Source organism: Neobacillus sp. DFD-2R, from assembly GCF_057747865.1.
In genome coordinates this window covers 1,199,481-1,224,333 of sequence record NZ_CM173228.1, presented here as the reverse complement: position 1 = coordinate 1,224,333, position 24,853 = coordinate 1,199,481, and the positions used below count along the sequence as shown (strand labels likewise).

Sequence of the window (24,853 nt, the reverse complement as noted above, 5' to 3'; positions counted from 1 at the left end):
TTATTCACGCTTGCAACTCTTAGGCGAGTTCATGATGTACCCGGTTGACTCCCACCAGCCGTCAACTCTCTAAATACGGATATTAACCACTACTATTCCTCATCACTGTTTTTTCAATATAAAAGTATACGGTTATTGTATTAAATTTTCTAACATGTTGCAAGCAAACGAACGCCTAAAAACAGTATGAACCGGATGAATTATTTTTAAACTAATAAAAAAAACGGTCCTAATCAGAACCGTCTACATTACTTTTGCTGTAAAATGCTTTTTCGTTTTTAAACCACGATCATAGAATAACGTTGATACAATTGAAATGAGGAATAAAGCTATCAGTACCAAAAACAATGTGGACATACTATATAAGTCCGCCAGCATGCCCCCCAGCAATGGACCGAGCATTCTTCCCCCTGTTGCCGTACTATTGACAATTCCCTGATAAAAACCTTCCCGTCCCTTTGGCGCTAAACTGAAAGCTACCGTTGGCACAGCCGGCCAGATAAACATTTCACCAATGGTTAAAATGATCATAGCAACTAGAAAACCTGCAAAGGCGTTTGCTTTCCCTGCTACAATAAAAGAAATAATAAAAATAGCGATACCGATTAGCATTTGTAGCTTTAGCGAGGCTGCAAGATGTTTCAAAATAACCGTTAATAAGGGCTGACCCAGAACAATTAAGGCTCCGTTTATTGTCCATAATAAGCTATATTGAGCTAATGATATATGAATTTGCTGTGTGTAGGAAGCAATCGTCGTTGGCCATTGGACATAGGCAACCCAGCATAATAAATAGCCTGAGCAAAGAATCAATAATGCTTGAAGATTTTTTCTTCCTTTTACTTGGGTTTTATCTTTTTGATCATTAGCCTGTTTAGCCGAATCTGAAGTGATTCCTCTATAGCCAAAAATAGCAATCAGTAAAAAGATGAAATACATAAATGTATTGGCAAGGAAAATTAATTGAAATGAGTAATCAGCCACAATTCCCCCGAGCGCGGCTCCAACTGCAACGCCCAGGTTTTGAGCCACATACATAGCATTAAAAGCTTTACGGCCGCCTTCCTTCCAAACGGACCCTGCCATGGCATACATGGATGGAAAAACGATTCCTGCTCCAAAACCAATAATTGTTAAAAAAACGATATATTCCGGCCAGTCATGCCGGACAGATAATCCAACGAGGGCTAAAAAGGTAATGCCGATACCTAGAAGTACAGATTTGTACCCTCCTAATTTATCAAATAATCTTCCTCCATATAAATTACCAATAACGCTTGCCCCGGAGTTTAACATTAAAACAACCCCGGCAACCGATAGTGATTTTCCTAGATGTTCGTGAATATAGATTGAATTCAAAGGCCATAAAAAAGAAGAGCCTGTTACATTCACTGCCATCCCAACAATCAAAAGCCATAAGGCACGTGGCATGAAAAACGCTCCTTAATCTAAAATTATTTCGATTCCCCAAGTAATTTTAGACTGTTTTCAGATTAGGCGCAATCCTTTTTCGTTAGAGAAGGTTTAATAAAGGCTATTTTCGCATAGATTGTTGTTCTTCGTATAAGTTTATCAACCCGTATAATTAGAAGCTTCGTGGCATCTTTTCGTAAGAACATTTGCGAAAATTGCCTAGAAACTTAGTAAATGAACTTTATTAAGTTTCAAAAGCAACAAAGTTTACGAAAAGACCTTAATAAAAAATGATTCCGCGGGTATTAGGGATAATTCCGCGAGTTACAGTGGTTATTCCGCAGAAGTTTCGCCTTTTCCCGCAAATACCTATCATATTTCCGCAAAAACATTAATCAGAGATTTTTAAAGCATGACTCGGAAAAAAAATAACCCTCAACTAGAACCGTTGAGGGAAACTTGATTGCTTTATTAGGATGATTGTCCATTTTCCTGATGAAATTTCGATTTAACTGGCTGACCGCCTGTTTTTTCATAATTCTTTTTAGATTGCTTCACTAAATCGTAATCCTGCCCTAGTTCTATATCTTGATTGTTACTGCCATTTCGTGTTTTTTGTTCGGGGTTTTGTTGTTTAGAACGCTTTTTCAACTGCTCTCCTCCTCTTAATACCCTTGTAAAATCATCGTATTTTGAATCTGCTGCAGCTGCAGCCTCATTCTATGAAGCTGTTCCCGCTGCTGTGAATTTGCACTATGAGCCATCGTACAAATATCTTGATACGTTTCTTCGAGCTGCTGCAGGGCTTTTTGATAATCATCATTGTTATAATGCTGCTGAAGGCTGCTTTCTTTATATTGATTTTGAGCAAATCGAAGAGTATCCTCACATTTTTGCATTAGACTTTCCATTGATTCACGAGTAGCCATCTAAGAACCCCCTTAAATGTGTGGCACCAAGAATAACCTTCTTTGAAGCATACTGCTTCATTTCTTATTGTGTTCTCCATTCTTTTTCCTATTACATCGGAAGATTGATAAATGCTGCCAATTTGTACAATTGGATATGCCTATGACTTCATGTTAAAATGGAATTTATGTGAATAAAATTCTTTTCAAAAAAAGGAGGTTTCTGACATGCTTCAGACCAAACCTTTTCCATATGCTTCCGACGATAAACGTTATCACACCTGGAATTACCACCTACGCCGGCAATTTGGCCATAAGGTTTTTAAAGTGGCACTCGATGGCGGCTTTGACTGCCCGAACCGTGATGGTACCGTCGCTCACGGCGGCTGCACCTTTTGCAGTGCTGCGGGTTCAGGGGATTTTGCCGGTGACCGGACTGAAACCCTGGAAACACAATTTCGTGAAATAAAGGAAAAGATGCATACAAAATGGAAAGACGGCAAATACATGGCCTATTTTCAGGCTTACACGAATACACATGCCCCTGTTGAGGTTCTCCGTGAAAAATTTGAGAAGGTCCTCGATCAGGAAGGGGTAGTTGGGCTGTCGATTGCCACACGTCCGGATTGTTTGCCCGATGATGTCGTTGAATATTTAGCGGAACTAAACGAGCGAACCTATTTATGGGTGGAACTTGGTTTACAGACTGTCCATGAACGTACAGCCTTACTAATCAATCGGGCTCATGATTTTCAATGCTACATTGACGGCGTGAATAAACTGAGAAAACATGGAATCCGCATTTGCTCCCATATTATTAATGGCCTGCCGCTTGAATCAAACGAGATGATGATGGAAACAGCACGTGAAGTAGCGAAATTGGATGTACAAGGAATTAAAATTCACTTGCTGCATCTTTTAAAGGGCACACCAATGGTGAAGCAATATGAAAAAGGAATGCTTGATTTCCTTTCAAAAGAGAACTATGTAAACTTAGTATGTGACCAATTGGAAATTTTACCGCCGGAAATGATTGTTCATCGAATTACCGGTGATGGACCGATTGACCTAATGGTAGGTCCGATGTGGAGTGTAAACAAATGGGAAGTATTAAATGCCATTGATGCGGAACTCAAGCGTAGAGACAGCTGGCAGGGTAAATTTTCTCAGGAAGGGAAGTAAAAACATGAAATTGGAGCGAATTCTTCCCTTTGCAAAAAAATTGCTCGGGCAAACGGTTAAAAATGGCGATATCGTGGTTGATGCAACAGTAGGGAACGGTCATGATACTTTATTTTTAGCTGAACTTGTTGGTGAGAATGGTAAAGTATTGGGATTTGATGTTCAAGAAGATGCGATTGTCGCAACCGGGGAACGCTTAAATCAACACAGTTTGTCAGAGCGGGTGACACTTTTTCATGAAGGTCATGAAAATCTTTTGGAAAAAATCCCTTCCATTCATCATGGAAATGTAACCGGCGCAATTTTTAATTTGGGCTACCTGCCCGGCAGTGATAAAACAATTGTGACAAGACCTGAAACCACAATTTCAGCGATTGAACAGCTCTTAGAAATTATGTCGCCTGAAGGAATTATCATCATTGTCATTTATCATGGTCACGATGAAGGTACTATCGAACGGGATATCCTGCTCGACTATTGCCAACAAATAGATCAAAAAGCTGCACATGTTTTACAGTATCAATTTATTAATCAAAAAAATAATCCGCCTTTTATTGTCGCAATTGAAAAAAGGTAAAACCAGACTGATAACAGCCTGGTTTTTTGTTTATTTTTTTATTTTAAAATCAGCCTCGTCACAAATGATGGCACGAATTTTTGAAATGAACGGTAAGCTACGCCATTTATATAAAAGAAATAACTAATAATTCCGCCAGTCTTAATAATCCCTTTTGCAAGCTTGCGAACATTTTTCTGCTTTCGAACTTTACTATCCGATAAGTAAATCCCTAATAAGCCCCGATTAATGAGCTGATGAAATTTTTTATGCGGAAGAAACTCCGTATGGCGGTCTGCTTCCTTAACAAAGTGCTTTAAGCGATTAAAAAGCTTTTCTTGATTTTCGTAAAAAAAACAAAAATTCAAATCACCGCCAGCCAAATCTTCCTCCTGGTCGATGAAATAATCCAATAAGATATGCAAACCTTGAATATAAGGAAAATATCCCTTGCGAATATTTTCAGCATCGCGTGCCTTAAAATCCCCTCGCATCGCATAAGAAATTAAACAAAAAATTCCCAATGTAGATCCGGAGCATGCTGAAAACTCATACCATTCCATCTCAGGCAGTTTATTTTGATAAACATGAAACCATTTTTCCAACCGTGGCACACGCTCTTCATGGGCAACATGTTTGTGAATTTGCAAGGCACAATAATAGTCGCAAAGCTCAAGGAGATAATCCTTGATTAAATCATAATGCTTCAATTCCCGTAAAATAGAGCGGCATGTTTCTGAAAGATCATGTAAATAGCTGCCATCTTCTTGATCTGCACGAAGCCGGTAATAGTTCTTATCACTTGCCTCCAATGTTAATGCCTCAGCCATCGATTCATGGAGTGCTGCAAAATCATTAGGGTCAAGGGAAGTACTTCGGTCACAAAGATTATCTAAGTAGTCACTGATAGTCTGATAGGCTACAATAAACTTTACCGCTTTTTGGTAATGCTCCTCTGCCATTAAAGCGAGAATTGCCCCTCCTTCACAATGGAACGTTTTATGCTCAATACTGGCAAGAGCCTGATTTCGTAGCTCCGGGTTCGGAATTTTTTCCGCGCGGCTTTTCCAGTAACCCAGTTCTTGATGGACGGCAGGAATAATTTTGCGGTATACCTGAGACATCAGGCTAATTGGCATCATGGAAAACGTCATCCCTTCACCCCTTTAAATAATATAACCTATTGATTTTAATTGGCTGTTGACAAAATCCTTGGCATATTCAAATACCTCATCACGTTCAGGTTCATTAAATATTTCATGGTAGCATTTTTGCCATTCTTTAAATCTTTTTTCCGAGAGAGGTACCTGATTAAACCAATCCTTTACCAATACTTTATTGACAATTTTGTCATCCCCGCCTTGCATAACAAGCATTGGGACATCTTGGATTTTTCCAATATTAATGAAGGCCTGTTTTATTGCAGCAACTAGTTCACGATACCATCTAATCGACACCTTTGTTACATATAAGGTATCGTTCGAATCTGCTTCACAAACATCTTTGTTTCTTGTCGCCATTTGAACGGTTAAACCGGAATTCATCCTTAAAGATGGAATAACCATGTTTAACCCAAATGATAAGATATTTAAAAATTTGGAAGGAGATTTTATAAGCCCAAGGCATGGTGAAGAAAGAATGACACCTGCGATATTTAACCTTTCCTCCTGAAGAAGGCGAATCGAGATTAAGCCTCCCATACTGTGTCCAAGCAGAAAAACAGGTAAATCATAACGATAGGCTGCCTGTACCCAGTCTTTTACTTCAAATATGTATTCATCAAAGGAATCTATATGGCCCCTGCGGGATCTTGTTGTCATACCTTGTCCGGGAAGATCAGCCATTATCACATGAAAACCGGATGTTCGCCACATTTCAATGAGCCAGCCATACCGTCTGTGGTGTTCCATCGCCCCATGTACCATCACAATGACTGCTTTCGCTTCCCCTTCCGCTTCCCACTTCCACATTATTCTTTTCCTCCTAAAACTTAGCTCCGTATTTTTTTATTTTAACATTATTACACTTTGAACGTATAACGGCAAGAATTAACCGGTGTCAGGCTGCTAAATATTTGCATGTACCGATGAAAGTACTTTACCATAGAAAGGAAAAGTTTTCTTACTGATTTTTAATGATTTACCCCATTTCAGTAAGAACGATTCCTCTATCATCCCAAAAAAGGAGAGAAAATAATGATTTATCCATTTAATGACAAATACCCATTAATAGCTGAATCTGCCTATATAGCAGATTTTGTAACCATTACCGGTGATGTTGAAATTGGTGATGAGTCGAGTGTCTGGTTCAACTCGGTCATTAGAGGAGATGTAGCTCCCACCATTATTGGAAAAAAAGTGAATATCCAGGACAACTCCATTTTACACCAGAGCCCCAATAACCCGCTCATTTTAGAGGACGAGGTAACGGTTGGTCATCAAGTGATTCTTCATAGCTGTATTATTAGGAAAAAGGCGTTAATTGGGATGGGCTCCATTGTCCTTGACAACGCTGAAATCGGTGAAGGAGCTTTCATTGGTGCCGGAAGCCTTGTTCCGCAAGGAAAGAAAATTCCTCCTAATACCTTAGCATTTGGCAGACCCGCTAAAGTTATTAGAGAATTAAATTCTGAGGATATTAAGGATATGGAAAGAATCGTTCGGGAATATGCAGAAAAAGCTCAGTATTATAAGTCAATTCAATCCCAATAAAAACGAGGCTGACTATGAAATAAGTCAGCCTCGTTTTTATTATCATTAGTTATTAACAGTCTCAAGTACCCTTTTCTGAGCAAAGGAATACTTTTCTTCAACATATACTTGGTGCCAAATCATGAACATCAAAACAGTCCAAATTTTCCTGCTGTTGTCTGCTTTGCCTTGACAATGGTCCTCAAGTAATCTTAATACGTACGTTTTATTGATTAAATGATCCGTGTTGCTTTCACGGATTATCGTTTTCGCCCATTCATTCATTTCATCCTTTAACCAATGACGGATCGGGACCGGGAACCCAAGCTTTTTGCGGTTAAGTACATGGTCAGGAACAATTCCTTCGGCTGCTTTTCGCAAAATATACTTAGTTGTACCATTAGCTGTTTTTAAGCTTGTCGGTATTTTAGATGCTGTTGCAAATACTTCTTTATCAAGGAAAGGAACCCGCAGCTCTAACGAATGTGCCATCGTCATTTTATCTGCCTTGAGTAAAATATCACCGCGCATCCATGTATGGATATCAATGTATTGCATCCGATCGACAGGATCGTAGCCTCTGGATTCTTGATAAAGCGGCTTTGTAATATCAGTATAATTTAATCCCTCACGGTAAACTGTTAACAGCTCCCGTTTTTCTTCTTCCGTAAACATTTTCGCATTACCGATGTAGCGTTCTTCCATTGGGGTAACACCGCGCTCAATGAAGCTCTTACCTTTTGCACCCTCCGGCATCATATTAGCAATCCCTTTTAAGAGAACCTTTCCAACACGAGGGATTTTATTAAATACATCCAATGATTGAGGCTCACGGTAAATATTATAGCCGCCAAACAGTTCATCAGCGCCTTCACCTGATAGGACAACTGTTACATGCTTCCTGGCCTCGCGGGCAACGAAATATAGTGGTACACAAGCAGGGTCTGCAAGCGGGTCATCCATATGCCACATGATTTTTGGAAGCTCATTCATATATTCCTGAGGTGAAATCACATAGCTAATGTTTTCAACACCAAGCTTCTCAGCTGTTTCTTTGGCAACATCAATTTCGCTAAAACCATTGTGTTCAAAGCCGACAGAAAACGTTTTGATGGACGGATGAAACTCTTTGGCAATGGAAGCAATGATGGAGGAATCAATACCGCCGGAGAGAAATGATCCAACTGGCACATCACTTCGCATATGCATTTTAACAGAGTCAATTAACACATCTTTAATTTCTTTAATATAATCAGATTCTGAATTGTGGACAGGTTGAAAATGAGCCTTCCAATAGCGTTTAATTTTCATCGGAGAGCCGATTTTCTTCGTAAAATAATGACCGGGTTCTAATTTTTTAATTCCTTCTGACAGCGTGTTTGGTTCAGGAACAAATTGATAGGTTAAATAATGCTGCAGGGAATCATAATTTAAAGAATCGTTTTCAAGGGCAAGTAGGATACTTTTCTTCTCAGAAGCGAAGAAAGTCTTTTCGCCTTCTTCTACAAAGAAAAATGGTTTAATCCCAAATGGATCCCGTGCACCATAAAGGGTTTGTTCTTGTTTATCCCAAATAACAAACGCAAACATCCCGCGAAGTTTTTCCACGGCTTTTTCTTTTAAATGACTGTAGAGGGCAATGATGACCTCTGTATCAGAGCTTGTTGCAAACGTTAATCCTTCTTTGAGAAGTTCTTCACGAAGCTCTACATAGTTATAAACTTCACCGTTAAAAATAATCCAGTAGCGCTCATTTTCATAGGTTAGCGGTTGATGGCCGCTCTCAATATCAATGATACTTAAGCGTCTGAAACCAAATTGAATATGGTCATCATAATAAAAACCATCATCATCAGGACCGCGATGGGTAATAATATCGTTCATATTTTTAAATTGTTGTTTTTGGTCATCACTATAGTTTTGTGTTTTGTCGTGTACACAACCAATAAAGCCACACATTATGTACGTCACCTACTCCATTCTAAATATCCTAAACAGGATGTTCTTAAAAAAACATACTCTCTAATACTACCACTATTTTCACAAAAATGGCACTGTGAAGGTTAGGAAAATTCAGGTACCATTCAGTATTCACTTATATAGGTTGGCTTAAACAACAATAACTTTCAAGAGTAATCTGTCCTATAACCGCTAAAATAAAAAATGGAATAACGAAATATAGCTTTAGTTAAAATCACTTAATTCTACTTCTACTAACATGCCCCCTGACAGTGACATAAGAACCATTCTAAAAAAAGACTACTCGATTAGGAGTAGTCTTTTCTAATACTTGTTTACGTTTATCAGAAATGGGAATTAATTGTATCTTCAACTTTCTTTAACATACCTTTATATGCTTCTTCATCGAGTGAACCAATACTCCCAAATAGTAAATGATCTACTGGTAAGCTATTCAAATACATTAAGATACTTTTTTTACTCTGCTTCGCCAACGACAGAAAAACGTTCGTTTTTATGTTGTGGATTTTCAATTTCATCTAAAAAGGCGATTGCATAATCGGCGTAGCTGATATAGCTTTCACCTTTTGAATTTAAGATTAATTGGTCTTTTCCTTTTTGGTAACTACCTGTTCGTTTACCTTCCGGATTAAAGAATGCTGCAGGGCTAATATACGTCCATTGAATTCCGCTTGTGTTTTGTAGTTCTTCAAGGTTTTTCATCATGTTTGACGCAGTAGGAAAATAGACAGCAGGAAAATCCGGAGTTTCTAATAGCCGTACTGTTTTTTCCTCATCTACAAATAAACTTCCTGCTCCGCCAACAACGACTAATCTTGTCTGTGGAGCACCTTTAAGTGCTTCAATTAATACTTTACCAGCCTCTACATGCTGGTGTTCTTGCCCACGTGCATTAAATGCATTTACGACTACATCAAAACTTTTTAAATCCTCTGATTTTAAGTCAAAAACGTTTTTTTCCAGAACTGCAACATGTTCATTTTGAACCTTTGATGAATCTCTAACAATTGCTGTAACTTTATGCCCTCTTTCTATCGCTTCTTTTAGAATAAGCTTTCCTGCCTTACCACTGGCACCAATAATTCCAATTTTCATTTAGAGTCCTCCTATATAATTCATATTAATGTAACGGCGTTAACTAAATGTAACTATAACGATTACATGTATTCATTATAGTTACATGTAGTTTGTTTGTCAATAGTTAGGGAAATATTCTTCAACTGGTAATCAACAAAAATAAAAGAGTGAAATCTTTGCGATTTCACTCTTTAAATATACTACTAATTATATTGTCAGTCGCGAGTTTTATTTAGCGATTTTCTGCTTGTTCACGCAATTGATTTGCTTTATCAGTACGTTCCCAAGGCAGATCAACATCTGTACGTCCAAAGTGTCCGTACGCTGCTGTTTGTTTATAAATTGGACGGCGAAGGTTCAACATATTAATGATTCCTGCCGGGCGAAGGTCAAAGTTTTCACTTACTAGATCAACCAAAACATCTTCGCTAACTTTGCCTGTACCGAAAGTATCAACAGAAATAGAAACCGGACGTGCTACCCCGATTGCATATGCAAGCTGTACTTCACATTTCTCAGCAAGCCCTGCTGCTACAATATTTTTAGCTACATAACGTGCTGCATAGGCTGCAGAACGGTCAACTTTCGTTGGATCCTTACCGGAGAACGCACCTCCGCCATGACGTGCATAACCACCGTACGTATCAACGATGATTTTACGGCCTGTTAAGCCTGCATCCCCTTGAGGTCCACCAATTACAAATCGACCTGTTGGATTAATAAAATATTTTGTGTTTTCATCGATTAGTTCCTGTGGAACAACCGGATTGATAACATATTCTTTTAAATTACGTTGAATTTGCTCTAATGTGATTTCAGGATGATGCTGGGTTGAAATAACAATCGTATCAATACGAACAGGTTTGTCGTTTTCATCATATTCAACTGTTACTTGCGTTTTTCCATCCGGACGGAGATAAGGAAGAATCTCTTCTTTGCGAACCTCTGTTAAACGGCGAGCAAGCTTGTGTGCTAAGGAAATTGGTAAAGGCATTAGCTCTTTTGTTTCATTACAAGCGAAACCAAACATTAAACCTTGGTCTCCTGCCCCAATTGCTTCGATTTGTTCATCAGACATTTGACCTTCACGGGCTTCAAGTGCCTGATCAACACCCATGGCAATATCCGGAGACTGTTCATCAATAGATGTTAAAACGGCACACGTCTCGGAGTCAAAGCCATATTTAGCACGATTGTAACCGATACTTTTAATCGTTTCACGAACAATTTTTGGAATATCCACGTAAGTAGAAGTAGTGATTTCACCCGCTACAAGAACAAGTCCTGTAGTTACTGAAGTTTCTGCGGCAACACGAGCATTAGCATCCTTCGCTAAAATTGCGTCTAAAATGGAATCAGAAATTTGGTCACAGATTTTATCAGGATGACCTTCAGTTACTGATTCAGAAGTGAACAAACGACGTTTTGTTGACAACTGAATTCCTCCTATATTATGAGATTATCGAGGTTTTAAAAGGTTACAGGAATACTTCTTGAACCTCGTACTTTGATACGGAACTCATTCCCTTTATAGTATGAAATAAACAAAGGATTTTTATTAGAAGGGAATAAACTAAAACCTTATTCCTAACTCTTATCATAAAAGGACTTATACAAAACAAAAAACCTTACCATTGTGAGGAAAGGTTGTTCCGGGCCTTTCACTCTTATCGTTCAAGGTCAAAGCCTTGCGTCAGATTAGCACCTTCGCTAGGAAAAAGACCTGAAAAGAGGTCATTTTCTCATGTAGCAGGTTGCTGGGTTTCATAGGGCCTGTCCCTCCACCAGCTCGGGATAAGAGAGTATCCGTTCAATGAATAATCATACCGCACATTATCGAACAATGTCAATGAATTTTTTTATAAAATTTAAGGAAAAATGGGATATAACACCGTTTTCGAAATACAATTTTATCCTTCTTTTAAAAAGGCTCTTTTCGTAAACTTTGTTGCTTTTGAAACTTAATAAAGTTCATTTACTAAGTTTCTAGGCAATTTTCACAAATGTTCTTACGAAAAGATGCCACGAAGCTTCTAATTATACGGGTTGATAAACTTATACGAAAAACAACAATCTATGCGAAAATAGCCTTTAAAAAAGATTAATTTTTAGTGATGCCGAAAAAAAAACATTAAAGGAAATTTCATTATTGAACATTTTTTTAAAATAATTATTTTTATTAACTATTCATCCCTTTTACGAATATAGTATAAAATACAATCTAATTTCATTAATTAGTATAGACTATTAAATTAAATGTGTTATACTATTTTCGAAGTGTTATCACATTTAAAAAAATGGTAAAGGAAGGTTCCCTCAGATGAATTCTGTTCACACTCCGAATGAATTAAATGAATTATTAAAAGAAAATCATGTTCAAGTGCAATTATCTGTACCGCAATTAGTTGAAAAAATTTTAAGTCGCAATGAAGGCACATTAACCTCTACAGGAGCCATTCGTGTAGCCACAGGTAAATACACAGGAAGATCTCCTCAAGACAAATTTATTGTGGCGGAAGATTCCACAAAAGATAAAATTGCCTGGGGAGCAAATCAGCCGATATCAGAAGAAGCATTCAACAACCTCTATAATAAGGTAGTAGACTATTTAAAACAGAAAAACGAAATTTTTGTTTTTAAAGGCTTTGCAGGCGCCGATAAAAAATCACAATTGCCAATTCAGGTGATTAATGAGTTCGCATGGCATAATTTATTCGTCCATCAATTGTTTATTCGCCCAAACGAAGACGAATTATTGGCACATAACGCTGGATTCACTGTTATTTCCGCTCCAAACTTTAAAGCAAATCCTGCTGTAGACGGCACCAACTCAGAAACGTTTATTATTATTTCCTTTGAACGCAGGACTGTGTTAATTGGCGGCACAGAATATGCTGGTGAAATGAAAAAATCAATTTTTTCCGTGATGAATTATTTGTTACCTGAAAATAATATTTTATCGATGCACTGTTCTGCCAATGTAGGTCAAGAAGGTGATGTAGCCCTGTTCTTTGGTCTTTCAGGTACAGGAAAAACAACATTATCTGCCGATCCTAATCGCCGGCTAATTGGCGATGACGAGCACGGTTGGTCGTCAAACGGCGTTTTTAACATTGAAGGCGGATGCTATGCAAAATGCATTAATCTTTCCCGTGAGAAAGAGCCGCAAATTTTTGACGCAATTCGCTTCGGTACAGTTTTAGAAAATGTAACTATTAATCAAGAATCAAGAATTGCTGATTATGATGATGGCACATTAACAGAAAATACTCGTGCAGCTTACCCAATTGATGCAATTGATAATATTGTGCTGCCAAGTATTGCGGGCCATCCAAACACAATCGTCTTTTTAACAGCTGACGCATTCGGAGTGTTGCCGCCAATTGCTAAATTAACCAAGGAACAAGCGATGTATCACTTCTTAAGTGGTTATACATCCAAGCTTGCCGGGACAGAACGTGGAATTACTTCACCACAGGCAACCTTCTCAACCTGCTTTGGTGCTCCGTTCTTACCTTTGCCTGCGACACGGTATGCGGAAATGCTTGGTGAAAAAATTCTCGAACATAATGCCAATGTCTTCCTCGTTAATACAGGATGGACCGGGGGAGAATATGGTGTCGGTAACCGCATGAAGCTCTCCTTTACAAGAGCAATGGTCCAAGCCGCACTTGAAGGGGAACTCAACAATGTTGAAACAGTAAGAGACGATATTTTCGGTTTAAATATCCCGCTGCACATTGCCGGTGTTCCTGATGAAGTGCTTCAGCCGATTAAAACCTGGGCAGATGCTGAAACATATGAAAAGAAAGCCAAAGAGCTTGCCGAAAAATTCCGTGAAAACTTTAAAAAGTTCACAAACGTTTCAGCGGATATTGAAGAAAAAGGCGGTCCAATTGCCTAAGTAGAGTTTTAATGACTTAAAACCCCCATCAATGACAATGATGGGGGTTTTTCTAATAACGCAGAGGCATAAGGGCCCTGCTTAATTGGTTGAATTCAATGAAATTAATTGATATGTCAGGGTCGTGCTGTTCTTTTGCCACTCCACTTTTTTGATTAATGCTGTTCCATTCGAATCACTGTCCATCGTTTTTCTTACATCAATAGGAATCTCAATCGGATAAAGTCTATATCCCTCTTTTTCAAGAAGGAACAGATTTTCTTCAACTCTTTTTTCTCTTCCCTTTGTCACAATCATTGTATTTAACTCAAGGGGCATACCCATTCTTAAACACTCCTCTGCTTGTTTATTTCTTTTATTTTATCATCTTTTGATTTGACTTTTCATCCACTTAGTTAGGTCCTCAACTATTTTTCTGTTTACAGCAGGAGGAAAATAGTGTGTATACTTTTCAAAATACCGGGATTCCACCGATTTATTCAGTGACTTTAGTCTTCGTTCAAGCCGATAGGCGTGTTCCACAGAAACATTATGATCATTTACACCATGAATTATTAAAACCGGTGCAGATAGCTTTTCCAGTTCGTATAACGGTGTGCGCATTTGATACCTATCCGGATATTTTTCCGGTGTACCGCCAATCACTCTTTTCATCATCTTGCGTAAATCTTTTCGTTCCATATATGTTAAGGACATATCACTGACACCTCCCCATGTAACAATGGACGCAGCCTCAGGAAATTGAATCCCTGTCAACAATGCCATCACACCTCCTCGTGAAAATCCAAAAACATGAATATTCCTCACCCCCGGAAGTGATTGTAATAGCAGGTAAGCTGCAAAAGCATCCTCCCTGTCATCCCCTGCAAAATCTTCATTTCCCTCGCCCCCTTGATTTCCGCGATAATAGGGGGCAAAGACTATGAAGCCCTCGGAAGCAAATTGAGCAATCCTTCCGGGTCTGACTTTACCTACGTTTTTTATTCCGCCCCGCAAATACAAAAAACCATCACAGTTATCCTTATATTTCGGTTCAGCAAGCATACCTTTTACCCGTAGTCCATTCGATATGTATGTGATCACCTTTAATTCAACCTTCGGGTTTGGAGAAGGGAACCTGTTTATCTCCACGATTTGTCCGTTGTATTCGTCCAGCATCAATCTCCCCTATCCATATTTTGTAATTTTTTTGTAACTGGGCATTCACACATTTTTATCCCTTTCATACGATATTCTAGGCAAAAGAAGCCCAGATTTAATTGTTTTAAGGAGGTATCATTCATGAAAAAATGGTTAAAATTCAGTTTTTCCATTCTTCTCATTGCTATTCTTATGTTTTCCTTAGCCGCTTGCAATACCAATAATAATAACAATCCGAAAACGAAGAAACTGGAAAAGGTTCGGCTTGCTGAAGTTACCCGTTCCATCTTCTATGCCCCTGAATATGTAGCCTTAGCAAAGGGGTTTTTCAAGGATGAAGGTTTAGATGTTCAATTAACCACAACCGCAGGCGGGGACAAAACGATGACAGCATTGCTTTCAGGCGGTGCTGACGTTGCATTGGTCGGTTCTGAAACCTCCATTTATGTTTATTCCCAAGGGGCGAATGACCCGGTCATCAATTTTGCCCAATTGACACAAACAGATGGGACATTTCTTGTTTCCAGAAAAAAAATCGATCATTTCACTTGGGATCAATTAAAAGGGGCCACCTTCTTAGGTCAACGAAAAGGCGGGATGCCGCAGATGGTTGGCGAATTTGTTTTAAAGAACCATGGAATAGATCCCCATAAAGATTTAAATTTAATCCAGAATATCGATTTCGCCAATATCGCGAACGCTTTTGCTTCCGGAACCGGTGATTTCGTTCAATTATTCGAACCAACTGCCAGTATTTTTGAAAAAGAAGGAAAAGGGTATATTGTCGCTTCCTTTGGAACGGAGTCAGGTCATGTCCCTTATACGACTTTTATGACAAAACAAAGCTATATAAAAAATCACAAAGGAACTGTTGAAAGTTTTACCGCAGCGATTTATAAGGCACAACAATGGGTTGCTACACATAGTGCAGAAGAGATTGCAAAAGCGGTTCAATCCTATTTTCCTGATACAGATTTTGAAATTATTAAAACGGTTGTCGAACGTTATAAAAGCCAAGGATCCTACGCAACTGATCCAATCCTTGATAAGGAAGAATGGAACAATCTTCAGAATATCATGAAAGAGGCGGGAGTACTTCCAAAGGAAGTTGACCATAAGACAATTGTAAATACTGCTATTGCAGAAAAAGTCATTAAAAAATAAACGAAAAGGGAGGCCGTCATTATGAGCTTCTTGATGATTCAGGATATTCATCATACCTATTTTACAAAAGCTTCTGCCACCACGGCACTCTCTGATATTTCACTACAGGTTGAGGAAGGAGAATTTGTTTCCTTCCTTGGCCCAAGTGGTTGTGGAAAAACAACTTTACTTTCCATCATTGCCAACTTGATCAAACCAACACAAGGGACTGTAATCTTAGAGAATAAACCGGTTTTTACTACAAAAAATACCATTGGCTACATGCTTCAGCAAGACTATTTGTTTCCTTGGAAAACGATTGAAGAAAATATCTTAATCGGTCTGAAATTATCAAAACAGCTAAATTTAAAGACCAAAGCGAATGCGTTAAACCTATTAAAGCAGATTGGTTTAAGCGGTGTTGAAAAACAGCTGCCCAAACAATTATCAGGTGGAATGCGACAAAGAGTTGCTCTGGTGAGAACGTTGACAACTGAACCCAAACTGCTGATGTTAGATGAGCCGTTCTCCGCACTTGATTATCAAACGAAGCTAAAACTAGAGGATTTAGTATCCGGAACGCTAAAGAATTATGGCAAAACCGCTATTCTTGTTACCCATGACATTAGCGAAGCTATAGCCATGAGTGATCGGGTTTTTCTGTTTTCCCCAAGTCCCGGAAGGCTGCATCAAACCTTTGTGATTCCGGAAGAGTTACGGAGACTGTCTCCCTTCGAGGCCAGAAACCATGAGGCATTCTCAAGCATCTTTCAATCCATTTGGAAGGAGCTGGAGTCCCTTGAATCAAGAAAACAGTAAGGTTAAACTCCTCCATAAAAAATATATTCAATCATTAAAAAATGAAAAACGATGGGTTCGATTTTATCAAATACTCATTTTTTTGCTGTTTTTCTTTGGCTGGGAAATTTCCAGTCAAAAAAAGTGGGTAGACCCGCTGCTTTTCAGTTCTCCTTCGAAAATAGGGCAATTATTTTTGGAAAAACTCCAAGATGGTTCCCTATTAACGAATTTGGGAGTAACCTTAACTGAAACGATAGGTGGTTTTCTTCTTGGAACTTTACTGGGTACGATTATTGCCGCTGTCCTGTGGTGGTCACCAATGGTTTCAAAAGTGCTTGACCCTTATCTCGTCATATTTAATGCTATGCCCAAAGTAGCCCTAGGTCCCATTCTAATTGTCGCACTCGGTACCGGGTACCCATCCATTATTGCAATGGGAGCGATCATCTCGGTCATCATCACAACGATTGTTGTCTATACGTCGTTTAAGGAAGTAGACCCAAACTATATAAAAGTGCTCCAAACATTTGGGGCCACACGTTTTCAATGCTTTAAAGAAGCAATCCTGCCGGCAAGTTTTCCGACAATTATTTCAACGTTGAAGGTGAACGTCGGCTTATCATGGGTCGGAGTGATTGTCGGTGAATTTCTTGTGTCCTCACAAGGGCTGGGATATATGATTCTTTACGGCTTTCAAGTTTTTAATTTTACTCTTGTATTCTTATCTCTCGTAGTAATTGCCGTATTTGCTACAATTATGTATCAGCTAGTAGACCTATTGGAGAAAAAACTTATTAAAGAGTAGCGGGCTGTTTAAGGCAATCTGCTATTCTTTTTTGCTTTGTTGTTCGTAAATGTATTTAATACATTCCTCAACTACCTGATCTTTCATGATGAAGCTATATTCATCCCCAATACGTAATTGTAAGATGTCTCCCTTTATAAGAATAGGTCCGTTTGTTTCGTAGTAATAAGTACTTGTGTTATCAAGCCTACTTACCTTTCCCCAAAATATTGCTTTGACAAATGAACCTTTAAGATCTGTAACTCTGTACACACCGATTCTTTGAAGATTTCCTAAAATGGCTCCCGTCTCTTCATAAACCTCCCTGTGTGCAGCTTCTTCAAGACTTTCTCCAACCTCCCTCTTTCCACCGGGAAATTCAAGTCCCCGTTCTTTATGACTCGTTAAAAGCCAATTATCGCCATATTGGCAAATGACTAACACATGTTTCGCTTCCTCATGAAATGGAGATTGGAAAAAAGAAAGCTCGACCTTATTCCCATAATGATCTGAAAACTCTTTCATGCAAAACCCGCCTCACCGTACATTGTTGCTATTATTATAATCGAAAAAAAGGAAAAATCCCTATCTTTTGTTTAATAGGGACTTTCTTCTTGTTTAATTAATCTTCTTTAGGTAAAATATTCATACTTTCAATATGATTTTTTGCTTCTTCGTCACCGAGATTGTAAATCATGCCATATACCTGTTGGATCGTCTTGTCATATGCATCGTTATGACGGTCATAATGGTATTGGACATATGGAACATGGGCTCGAAAAAAGTTTTGCCATTCTGTAGAATAGTTTTGATCAAATAGCTCACGAAGCCGGATGATCTCCTCATCGTTTGCTTGGATTTTATAGCTCCATGTGGAACTTGTAGCATTTTGTGATATATGGCCTGTCCCAACATCTATATAATAGGTTTTCTTTTGTTCAACCATTTTGCATCCCCCTTTTTCTCATTGTTTATCGTTTTCCACAAACGGTTAAATTTTATTCTTTTTCAAAATTTAGTTCATTTTTTTATAGTGAATACGATATAATGGTATAAAATTAAGAAAACAGACTTTTCTAACAATTGACCAAGGGATATTTTTCATGTTTTTGGGAATTGATTAATAATGGATAAGAAATTATTTTCTCAAGGAGGTGGAAAAGATGAAATTAGTGGATGAACTTTTTGAAATGTATCGAAACAAGCTAACAGGCGATGAAGAAGATATTGATATGTTGGCATTTGCCTTTTTAGAAGAAATGACACATGAAGATTTACTAGGTTTAATTCAGGAGATGGATAAACAGGAATTATACGATTTAATGGGCCTATATTTAATCGAAAGTTTAAAAGCGAAGTTTGCACAGGAAGAGTACGGACAGCATCGTACCCATACTTACTATCCTAGAAATATTCATTGAAATTACATACCACAGTTAAGGGAAGCAAAAACAAAAGCTTCCCTTTTATCTTTTCAAAATTAACGATCCGCTTGAAATAATATCCCCTTTTTCATTAAACATTCATGCTACAATAGGATGAGAATAGGAGGGGCAGATATGTATACCATTTTTATAGTATGTATCATTATTGTCATTATTGTTCTTTTGCTTAGTGTAATAACTACTTCAAAAGCCTATACTTACAAACATACAGTAGACCCACTGGAGAATAACCCTAATATTAATAATGAAGATAGCCAAGATCAAATGGAACAAATGGAAAAAAAGGAAGAAAAATAGAGGATGACATGGAGTCATCCTCTTATCTTATGCAAATACCGTCTTTAAATCTTCTTTACTTTGCTCAAGCCAGAAGCGCATTAAGCGTTTTGCACCTTCTAAATCGTGGAGCTTTGCTTGACCGCACTGTCTCTCATTAGCAGCAGGGATATCAATGATTTCAACTGCGTCTTTCATCGTGTCCTCTAAAAGATCAATGATTTCTTCAACAGTCGGTTCACCGCTGACAACAAGATAATAACCTGTTTGACAGCCCATTGGAGAAATATCAATAATATCAAAGTGGTCATATTTTTCAGAATGCTTGCGAATATTAAAGGCTAGCAAATGCTCAAGAGTATGAATTGCATCCGGTTTCATTGCCTGCTTATTAGGCTGGCAGAAACGGATATCATATTTATTAACAACACCGTCACTTCCTACCTTATGGACACCGCAATGTCTGACATAAGGGGCTTTAACAGCATTATGGTCTAAATCAAAGCTTTCAACTGAAGGCATGTTATCACTCCTTTTATTATCTACACTTTATCATACATTAAATTCCGAGTTTTTTCATCTACTTACATATATATAGCAATTTAGACTTAAATAATTATATATGGTATTTTGTTTTATAAAGGAGCGAAACCAATGTTAAAAAACACGTTTATTTTACTCATACGTTTCTATCAAAAAGTTATATCGCCATTAAAACCACCGACATGCCGTTTTTATCCTACATGCTCCCATTATGGATTGGAAGCGATACAGCAATTTGGCGCCATAAAAGGCGGATGGCTGACAATCAAACGGATTTTGAAATGCCACCCTTTTCATCCTGGAGGGATTGACCCTGTTCCGGAGAAAAGAAATCATTAAGCCAAAGAACCGTCGACAACAAGGTCAAGCTTACCGGTTTTAGGATCTATTACAAGACCGTGGACAGGTACACCTTCAGGCATTAATGGATGATTTTTGATGATGCTGACACTATGCTCCACACTTTCAGTAACATTATCAAATCCATGGAGCCACTGATTAATGTCTATGCCTGAATAAGTAAGAGTATCAATGGTTTCTTGTTTAATTCCCCGTTCTTTCATACTTTCGATAACAGGCTCAGCTTTTAATCCACTCATTCCACATTCATAATGGGCGACAACCATAACTTCTTCTGCTTGCAGTTCGTAAACTGCAATCAGGATGCTCCTCATGATACTACCAAAAGGATGGGAAACAAGTGCACCGGCGTTTTTCACCAATTTCACATCACCATTGCTGACATTCATAGCTTTAGGTAATAATTCTAATAATCTTGTATCCATACAAGTGAGAATGACCATTCTTTTTTTAGGGAATTTGGTCGTTTCATATTTTTCATATTCACGATTTTCTACGAATTTTTGATTGTAATCAAGGATTTCCTTCAATAATGTATTATTCATTTTAACTCCGCCTTTCTTTTAACTTATTATTTAGGATACAGAAAATTTGCCGGATTAACCAATTTTTTAACTCGCAGCCCGATGATATTTGTGAATTCCTATCCATTTCCCTAAATTTTTCCCTTTTCCTGACAGGTATTGTTTTTCTAAAATCATCAAAAGCTATCTCTGTATTACGAAACTAAAGGAGTGATACAAATGGCACAAGATGTATTATGTGAGGTCAATAATTGTAACTATTGGGCAAATGGGAATAAATGCAGTGCAGAACAAATCTATGTTGTCAGTCATACAGGGAAATCAGCTGACACAAGCAAAGAAACCGACTGTAAAACCTTTGAACCAACAGACCTTTAAAAGAAGTTTAACCGGTTTACTCAAACGAAACACACGATATTTCTCTTAGAAATATCGTGTGTTTTTTACAAAGGCTCTTTTCGTAAACTTTGTTGCTTTTGAAGCTTAATAAAGTTCATTTACTAAGTCTCTAGGCAATTTTCGCAAATGCTCTTACGAAAAGATGCCACGAAGCTTCAAATTATACGGGTTGATAAACTTATACGAAAAACAACAATCTATGCGAAAATAGCCTTTACAAATAAGTTAAAATTTGATTACTCTTTTCTCCAGCAAAAGCTCATTTAACCTTTTTAGGTTGATCTCAAATCCAATCCCGGGTTTCTGCGGCACAGTTACATAGCCATTTTCAACCGTCACCTCAGGAGTAATGATATCCTGCTCCCAAAAACGATCAGATGCGGATATGTCTCCCGGAATTGAAAACCCCGGCAAAGAAGCAAGCGCAATATTATGGGCACGTGAAACTCCAAATTCAATCATTCCACCACACCAAACCGGTATATCCCTGGCGAAACAAAAATCATGAATTTTCTTTGCTTCTGAGAGCCCGCCAACCCTGCCTATTTTAATATTAATCACCTTGCAGCTACCTAATTCAATTGCTTTTCTAGCGTCTTCAAAGGACACAATACTTTCGTCTAAACAAATAGGGGTATTGATTTCCTTTTGAAGGATAGCATGCTCAATGATATCGTCTTGTGCAAGCGGCTGCTCAATCATCTGTAAATGAAATTCATCAAGTGCCTTTAGCCGGTTAAGATCTGATAAAGTATACGCAGAATTGGCATCGGCCATGATGTCAAGGTCAGGGTAATAACGGCGGATCTCAGCTATAAAAGAATAATCCAGGTTCGGGTTAATCTTTATTTTAATTCGCTGATATCCCGCAGCGAGATAGGTTTCTATTTGCTCCATTGCCTTTACTATTGAATCGGTAGCAATTACTACACCTGATGGAATCAGCTTACGGGTGCCGCCGATAATAGACGAAAGCGGGAGCGATTTTTTCCTGGCATATAGGTCCCATAGCGCTGTCTCCAGACCTGCTTTCGCCATGTTATTTCTTCTGATTGATTTAAACAATGCTGAAGCATCCTCGGGATGTTCAATCGGGTGTTTTTGCAATAATGGAATTAAAAAATCAGTTAACATATGGAGAGAAGTTTCAACAGTTTCTTCTGTATACCAAGGAGATGAAAAAGCAACACCCTCACCAAACCCTGAAATCCCGTCTGTATCCTTTACTTCGATAATAATTCCCTCACGGTCATTTACAGTACCTAAATGAGTTAAGAATGGGGATTTCAATGGCGCCTTAATAACATAGAGCTGAATCGATGATATTTTCATCAATCAAACCTACCTTCATTTTTCCATTCCCGCAGCTTTCTTCGCAATAATTTTTTTGCAGCATTTCTTGGGAGTGTGTCAATAAAATATACTGCTTTAGGCACTTTGTATTTGGCTAATTGATTCATACAATAGTCGATAAGCATGTCATTTGTGATAGTTGACCCGTCTGTTTTTACAACAAAAGCAATTGGGACCTGTCCCCAATGTTCATTTTCAATACCGGTAACGCCAGCATCCATAACATCAGGATGGCTTAACAATATACTTTCGATTTCAGCCGGGTAGATATTCTCTCCACCAGAAATAATCAAATCCGATCGTCGGTCGAGTACGTACAAAAAGCCTTCATCATCGAGGTAGCCAATATCACCTGTATACAGCCATCCATTACGTAATTTTTCTTTTGTTGCCTCAAGCCGATATAAATAACCAGAGGTGACGTTCGGTCCCTTTACTACAATTTCCCCCGCAGCCCCGGATGGAGCAATTGTCCCATCTTCGAGTTCTATTTTAATTTGTGCAGGAAACAACGGTTTCCCTGCAGAACCTAGTTTCGTTAAGCTGTATTCCGGAGAAAGGGTTACAATTTGAGAGGCAGTTTCTGTCATACCATACGTTTGAAAAACAGGAATTTCCTTCTCAAGGCAGGATTGTAATAATGGCAGAGGCGCAGGTCCTCCCCCAAGCAACATGCAGCGAAACTGTTCAGGAAGATGAGCATCTTTCATGGTATTAATCATTCGTGAAAGCATCGTTCCAACCACTGACATAATCGTAACATGCTTATTTTTAATATCAGATAATACTTTCTCAACATCGAAGCCTTCATGAAGAACAATTGGCATACCATAAATCACACCACGCATTAAAATGGAAAAACCGCTAATATGGAAAATTGGTACTGCACATAGCCAGCAATCCCGTTCGATAAATCCTAAATTTAATGCTGAACCTACAGAGCTCCACCAATGATTTCCATATGTTTGCATAACTCCTTTTGGATTTCCTGTTGTACCGGATGTATACATAACTGTACAAACGTCAGACAAATCGACTTCCTCTTGAATGATTGGATCCTCTGCTTTGGTAGAAAACAATTGATCCTTTGTAACGCAACTTAAGGAAGCTACACTGGCTTTTAATGCCATTTCCACTTCGGTAAAAGATGGCTCCAGGATTAGAAATTTTGCTTTTGAATCATTCAGTTGCCAAGCCAATTCTGCTGTTGTTAACCGGTTATTCAAAATGACTGCCCTTACTCCTAATAATTGTAGAGCAAATAAGATAATAACTGTTTCAAGATGGTTTTTTAGTAATAAACCAATATAATCATCTTTTTTAATCCCTAATGCTTGAAGCTGGCCGGCAGCTTTGAACGACCGATTATAAAGTTCTTTAAAGGTTAAAGTCTGGTCATGAAAATAAATCGCTGTCCGATCCGGTGTCAGAAACGCTCTTTTTTTAAAAAAATTAGGCATACTTTCGTTTAGCATATATGTAGTCACCTCACTATATAAAAACAGCTTGATGGCCTCCATCAAGCTGCTGTAAAAAATCTCTTATCAAGGAAAACGCGGGAACTGGCCGAAGTCAGGCTTGCGCTTTTCTTTAAATGCATCGCGGCCTTCCTTCGCTTCGTCTGTTGTATAGTAAAGTAATGTCGCATCACCGGCAAATTGCTGAATTCCTGCCAAGCCGTCTGTATCAGCATTAAATGCAGCTTTCAAGAAACGAAGAGCAGTCGGGCTTTTCTCAAGCATTTCTTCACACCATTTAATGGTTTCTTCTTCAACTTGCGCCAAAGGTACAACGGTATTTACTAAGCCCATATCAAGCGCTTCCTGTGCATTATATTGGCGGCATAAATACCAGATTTCGCGTGCTTTCTTATGCCCGACGATTCTGGCAAGATAACCTGAACCATAACCGGCATCAAAGCTTCCAACTTTCGGTCCTGTTTGTCCAAAAATAGCGTTATCAGCAGCAATTGTTAAATCACATACAATATGGAGCACATGGCCGCCGCCAATTGCATATCCCTTAACCATTGCAACCACCGGTTTTGGAGTCACACGAATTAAACGTTGGAGGTCGAGAACATTTAAACGAGGAATTTGGTCCTCCCCAACATATCCGCCATGTCCGCGTACACTTTGGTCTCCGCCGGAGCAAAATGCCTTATCTCCTGCCCCTGTTAACACAATAACGCCAATACTTGAATCATCACGTGCATATGCAACTGCATCGATTAATTCCATAACGGTTTTTGGTGTAAATGCATTATGTACATGGGGGCGATTAATCGTGATTTTTGCAATTCCGTTATAAGTTTCATATAGTATTTCTTCATATTTTCGTACAGCAACCCATTCTACTGTCAAAACAAGATTCCT

At 38.4% G+C, this 24,853-nt stretch carries 28 protein-coding genes, 1 riboswitch and 1 other annotated feature (1 of these 30 running past the window's edge); of the genes, 11 read left to right on the top strand and 17 right to left on the bottom strand.

The annotated features are described in order from the left end of the window. Positions 1-115, bottom strand: a binding site (T-box leader) (it extends 106 nt beyond the left edge of the window). A 128-nt stretch (positions 116-243) separates the two neighbouring features. The 3 genes from AC3ANV_RS05870 to AC3ANV_RS05860 form a co-directional block, all read right to left on the bottom strand. Next, positions 244-1,431 (bottom strand): MDR family MFS transporter, encoded by a 1,188-nt coding sequence (locus tag AC3ANV_RS05870; protein ID WP_488312711.1) that lies wholly within the window; start codon positions 1,429-1,431, stop codon positions 244-246. Between the two features lie 453 nt (positions 1,432-1,884). Continuing rightward, entirely contained in the window at positions 1,885-2,064 is a 180-nt protein-coding gene (locus tag AC3ANV_RS05865; RefSeq protein ID WP_488312710.1) for a glycogen biosynthesis protein GlgD, read from the bottom strand. A gap of 14 nt (positions 2,065-2,078) precedes the next feature. After that, positions 2,079-2,342, bottom strand: a complete 264-nt coding sequence (locus tag AC3ANV_RS05860) for a YtzC family protein (protein WP_488312709.1) — start codon at positions 2,340-2,342, stop codon at positions 2,079-2,081. Between the two features lie 207 nt (positions 2,343-2,549). Here AC3ANV_RS05860 and mnmL point away from each other — a divergent pair, with 207 nt between their 5' ends. Together mnmL and mnmM are read left to right on the top strand one after the other, a co-directional pair. Beyond that, complete coding sequence (gene mnmL / locus AC3ANV_RS05855; protein WP_488312708.1) at positions 2,550-3,503, top strand: tRNA modification radical SAM protein MnmL/YtqA; 954 nt, start codon at positions 2,550-2,552, stop codon at positions 3,501-3,503. Between the two features lie 4 nt (positions 3,504-3,507). Continuing rightward, complete coding sequence (gene mnmM / locus AC3ANV_RS05850; protein WP_488312707.1) at positions 3,508-4,080, top strand: tRNA 5-(aminomethyl)-2-thiouridylate-methyltransferase MnmM; 573 nt, start codon at positions 3,508-3,510, stop codon at positions 4,078-4,080. Between the two features lie 38 nt (positions 4,081-4,118). On the opposite strand, the gene AC3ANV_RS05845 is transcribed toward mnmM, so the two are convergent. Both AC3ANV_RS05845 and AC3ANV_RS05840 read right to left on the bottom strand, forming a co-directional pair. Further along, complete coding sequence (locus AC3ANV_RS05845) at positions 4,119-5,213, bottom strand: tetraprenyl-beta-curcumene synthase family protein (RefSeq protein ID WP_488312706.1); 1,095 nt, start codon at positions 5,211-5,213, stop codon at positions 4,119-4,121. Between the two features lie 12 nt (positions 5,214-5,225). Beyond that, positions 5,226-6,029: an alpha/beta hydrolase gene (locus AC3ANV_RS05840; protein ID WP_488312705.1), complete on the bottom strand. Its 804-nt coding sequence runs from the start codon at positions 6,027-6,029 to the stop codon at positions 5,226-5,228. 225 nt (positions 6,030-6,254) lie between these two features. Here AC3ANV_RS05840 and AC3ANV_RS05835 point away from each other — a divergent pair, with 225 nt between their 5' ends. After that, the gene (locus AC3ANV_RS05835; protein WP_488312704.1) at positions 6,255-6,770 is read left to right on the top strand and encodes a gamma carbonic anhydrase; all 516 of its coding nucleotides are present in this window, start codon (positions 6,255-6,257) and stop codon (positions 6,768-6,770) included. Between the two features lie 45 nt (positions 6,771-6,815). On the opposite strand, the gene asnB is transcribed toward AC3ANV_RS05835, so the two are convergent. The 3 genes from asnB to metK all read right to left on the bottom strand — a co-directional run bounded on the left by asnB (position 6,816) and on the right by metK (position 11,241). Continuing rightward, positions 6,816-8,708: an asparagine synthase (glutamine-hydrolyzing) gene (asnB, locus tag AC3ANV_RS05830; RefSeq protein ID WP_488312703.1), complete on the bottom strand. Its 1,893-nt coding sequence runs from the start codon at positions 8,706-8,708 to the stop codon at positions 6,816-6,818. 477 nt (positions 8,709-9,185) lie between these two features. After that, on the bottom strand, positions 9,186-9,824 hold the full coding sequence (locus AC3ANV_RS05825; protein ID WP_488312702.1) for an NAD(P)-dependent oxidoreductase: 639 nt from the start codon (positions 9,822-9,824) through the stop codon (positions 9,186-9,188). A 214-nt stretch (positions 9,825-10,038) separates the two neighbouring features. Further along, the gene (gene metK / locus AC3ANV_RS05820; RefSeq protein ID WP_488312701.1) at positions 10,039-11,241 is read right to left on the bottom strand and encodes a methionine adenosyltransferase; all 1,203 of its coding nucleotides are present in this window, start codon (positions 11,239-11,241) and stop codon (positions 10,039-10,041) included. 229 nt (positions 11,242-11,470) lie between these two features. Continuing rightward, a riboswitch (SAM riboswitch) is annotated at positions 11,471-11,607 on the bottom strand. 519 nt (positions 11,608-12,126) lie between these two features. On the opposite strand from metK, the gene pckA reads away from it, so the two are divergent. Continuing rightward, positions 12,127-13,710 carry a phosphoenolpyruvate carboxykinase (ATP) gene (pckA, locus tag AC3ANV_RS05815; protein WP_488312700.1) on the top strand — a complete coding sequence of 528 codons (1,584 nt, stop codon included), beginning with the start codon at positions 12,127-12,129 and terminating at the stop codon, positions 13,708-13,710. A gap of 81 nt (positions 13,711-13,791) precedes the next feature. Here the strand turns inward: pckA and AC3ANV_RS05810 are convergent, their stop codons facing one another. Next, positions 13,792-14,034, bottom strand: coding sequence for a DUF2584 domain-containing protein (locus AC3ANV_RS05810; protein ID WP_488312699.1), 243 nt, complete (start codon positions 14,032-14,034; stop codon positions 13,792-13,794). Positions 14,035-14,073: 39 nt separating this feature from the next. Next, on the bottom strand, positions 14,074-14,868 hold the full coding sequence (locus AC3ANV_RS05805) for an alpha/beta hydrolase family protein (protein WP_488312698.1): 795 nt from the start codon (positions 14,866-14,868) through the stop codon (positions 14,074-14,076). Between the two features lie 123 nt (positions 14,869-14,991). Between AC3ANV_RS05805 and AC3ANV_RS05800 the strand changes: the two genes are divergently transcribed. Genes AC3ANV_RS05800 through AC3ANV_RS05790 form a run of 3 tightly spaced genes read left to right on the top strand, consistent with a single transcriptional unit; the run spans position 14,992 to position 17,599 of the window. Next, the gene (locus AC3ANV_RS05800) at positions 14,992-16,014 is read left to right on the top strand and encodes an ABC transporter substrate-binding protein (RefSeq protein WP_488312697.1); all 1,023 of its coding nucleotides are present in this window, start codon (positions 14,992-14,994) and stop codon (positions 16,012-16,014) included. 21 nt (positions 16,015-16,035) lie between these two features. Further along, positions 16,036-16,812 carry an ABC transporter ATP-binding protein gene (locus AC3ANV_RS05795; protein WP_488312696.1) on the top strand — a complete coding sequence of 259 codons (777 nt, stop codon included), beginning with the start codon at positions 16,036-16,038 and terminating at the stop codon, positions 16,810-16,812. Beyond that, positions 16,793-17,599, top strand: a complete 807-nt coding sequence (locus AC3ANV_RS05790) for an ABC transporter permease (protein WP_488312695.1) — start codon at positions 16,793-16,795, stop codon at positions 17,597-17,599. The genes AC3ANV_RS05795 and AC3ANV_RS05790 overlap by 20 nt, the downstream gene beginning before the upstream one ends. 21 nt (positions 17,600-17,620) lie before the next feature. On the opposite strand, the gene ytkD is transcribed toward AC3ANV_RS05790, so the two are convergent. Further along, on the bottom strand, positions 17,621-18,103 hold the full coding sequence (ytkD, locus tag AC3ANV_RS05785) for an RNA deprotection pyrophosphohydrolase (protein ID WP_488312694.1): 483 nt from the start codon (positions 18,101-18,103) through the stop codon (positions 17,621-17,623). A gap of 97 nt (positions 18,104-18,200) precedes the next feature. Continuing rightward, entirely contained in the window at positions 18,201-18,524 is a 324-nt protein-coding gene (locus AC3ANV_RS05780; protein ID WP_488312693.1) for a hydrolase, read from the bottom strand. Between the two features lie 217 nt (positions 18,525-18,741). On the opposite strand from AC3ANV_RS05780, the gene AC3ANV_RS05775 reads away from it, so the two are divergent. Further along, the gene (locus AC3ANV_RS05775; RefSeq protein WP_488312692.1) at positions 18,742-18,999 is read left to right on the top strand and encodes a DUF6154 family protein; all 258 of its coding nucleotides are present in this window, start codon (positions 18,742-18,744) and stop codon (positions 18,997-18,999) included. Between the two features lie 138 nt (positions 19,000-19,137). Further along, positions 19,138-19,320, top strand: a complete 183-nt coding sequence (gene ytzI / locus AC3ANV_RS05770) for a YtzI protein (RefSeq protein WP_488312691.1) — start codon at positions 19,138-19,140, stop codon at positions 19,318-19,320. Between the two features lie 27 nt (positions 19,321-19,347). Here the strand turns inward: ytzI and AC3ANV_RS05765 are convergent, their stop codons facing one another. After that, entirely contained in the window at positions 19,348-19,821 is a 474-nt protein-coding gene (locus tag AC3ANV_RS05765) for an S-ribosylhomocysteine lyase (RefSeq protein WP_488312690.1), read from the bottom strand. A 132-nt stretch (positions 19,822-19,953) separates the two neighbouring features. Here AC3ANV_RS05765 and yidD point away from each other — a divergent pair, with 132 nt between their 5' ends. After that, complete coding sequence (gene yidD, locus AC3ANV_RS05760) at positions 19,954-20,181, top strand: membrane protein insertion efficiency factor YidD (protein WP_488312689.1); 228 nt, start codon at positions 19,954-19,956, stop codon at positions 20,179-20,181. Here the strand turns inward: yidD and AC3ANV_RS05755 are convergent. After that, positions 20,178-20,747, bottom strand: coding sequence for a beta-class carbonic anhydrase (locus AC3ANV_RS05755; RefSeq protein ID WP_488312688.1), 570 nt, complete (start codon positions 20,745-20,747; stop codon positions 20,178-20,180). The two genes, yidD and AC3ANV_RS05755, sit on opposite strands and share 4 nt — an antisense overlap. 198 nt (positions 20,748-20,945) lie before the next feature. Between AC3ANV_RS05755 and AC3ANV_RS05750 the strand changes: the two genes are divergently transcribed. Beyond that, the gene (locus tag AC3ANV_RS05750; RefSeq protein WP_488312687.1) at positions 20,946-21,104 is read left to right on the top strand and encodes a DUF1540 domain-containing protein; all 159 of its coding nucleotides are present in this window, start codon (positions 20,946-20,948) and stop codon (positions 21,102-21,104) included. Between the two features lie 246 nt (positions 21,105-21,350). Here the strand turns inward: AC3ANV_RS05750 and menC are convergent, their stop codons facing one another. From menC to menB, 3 genes are all read right to left on the bottom strand, one after another. Continuing rightward, the gene (menC, locus tag AC3ANV_RS05745) at positions 21,351-22,457 is read right to left on the bottom strand and encodes an o-succinylbenzoate synthase (protein ID WP_488314145.1); all 1,107 of its coding nucleotides are present in this window, start codon (positions 22,455-22,457) and stop codon (positions 21,351-21,353) included. Next, complete coding sequence (locus AC3ANV_RS05740) at positions 22,457-23,953, bottom strand: o-succinylbenzoate--CoA ligase (RefSeq protein ID WP_488312686.1); 1,497 nt, start codon at positions 23,951-23,953, stop codon at positions 22,457-22,459. The genes menC and AC3ANV_RS05740 overlap by 1 nt, the downstream gene beginning before the upstream one ends. A gap of 69 nt (positions 23,954-24,022) precedes the next feature. Further along, positions 24,023-24,841, bottom strand: a complete 819-nt coding sequence (gene menB, locus AC3ANV_RS05735) for a 1,4-dihydroxy-2-naphthoyl-CoA synthase (protein WP_488312685.1) — start codon at positions 24,839-24,841, stop codon at positions 24,023-24,025. Between the last annotated feature and the right edge of the window lie 12 nt (positions 24,842-24,853).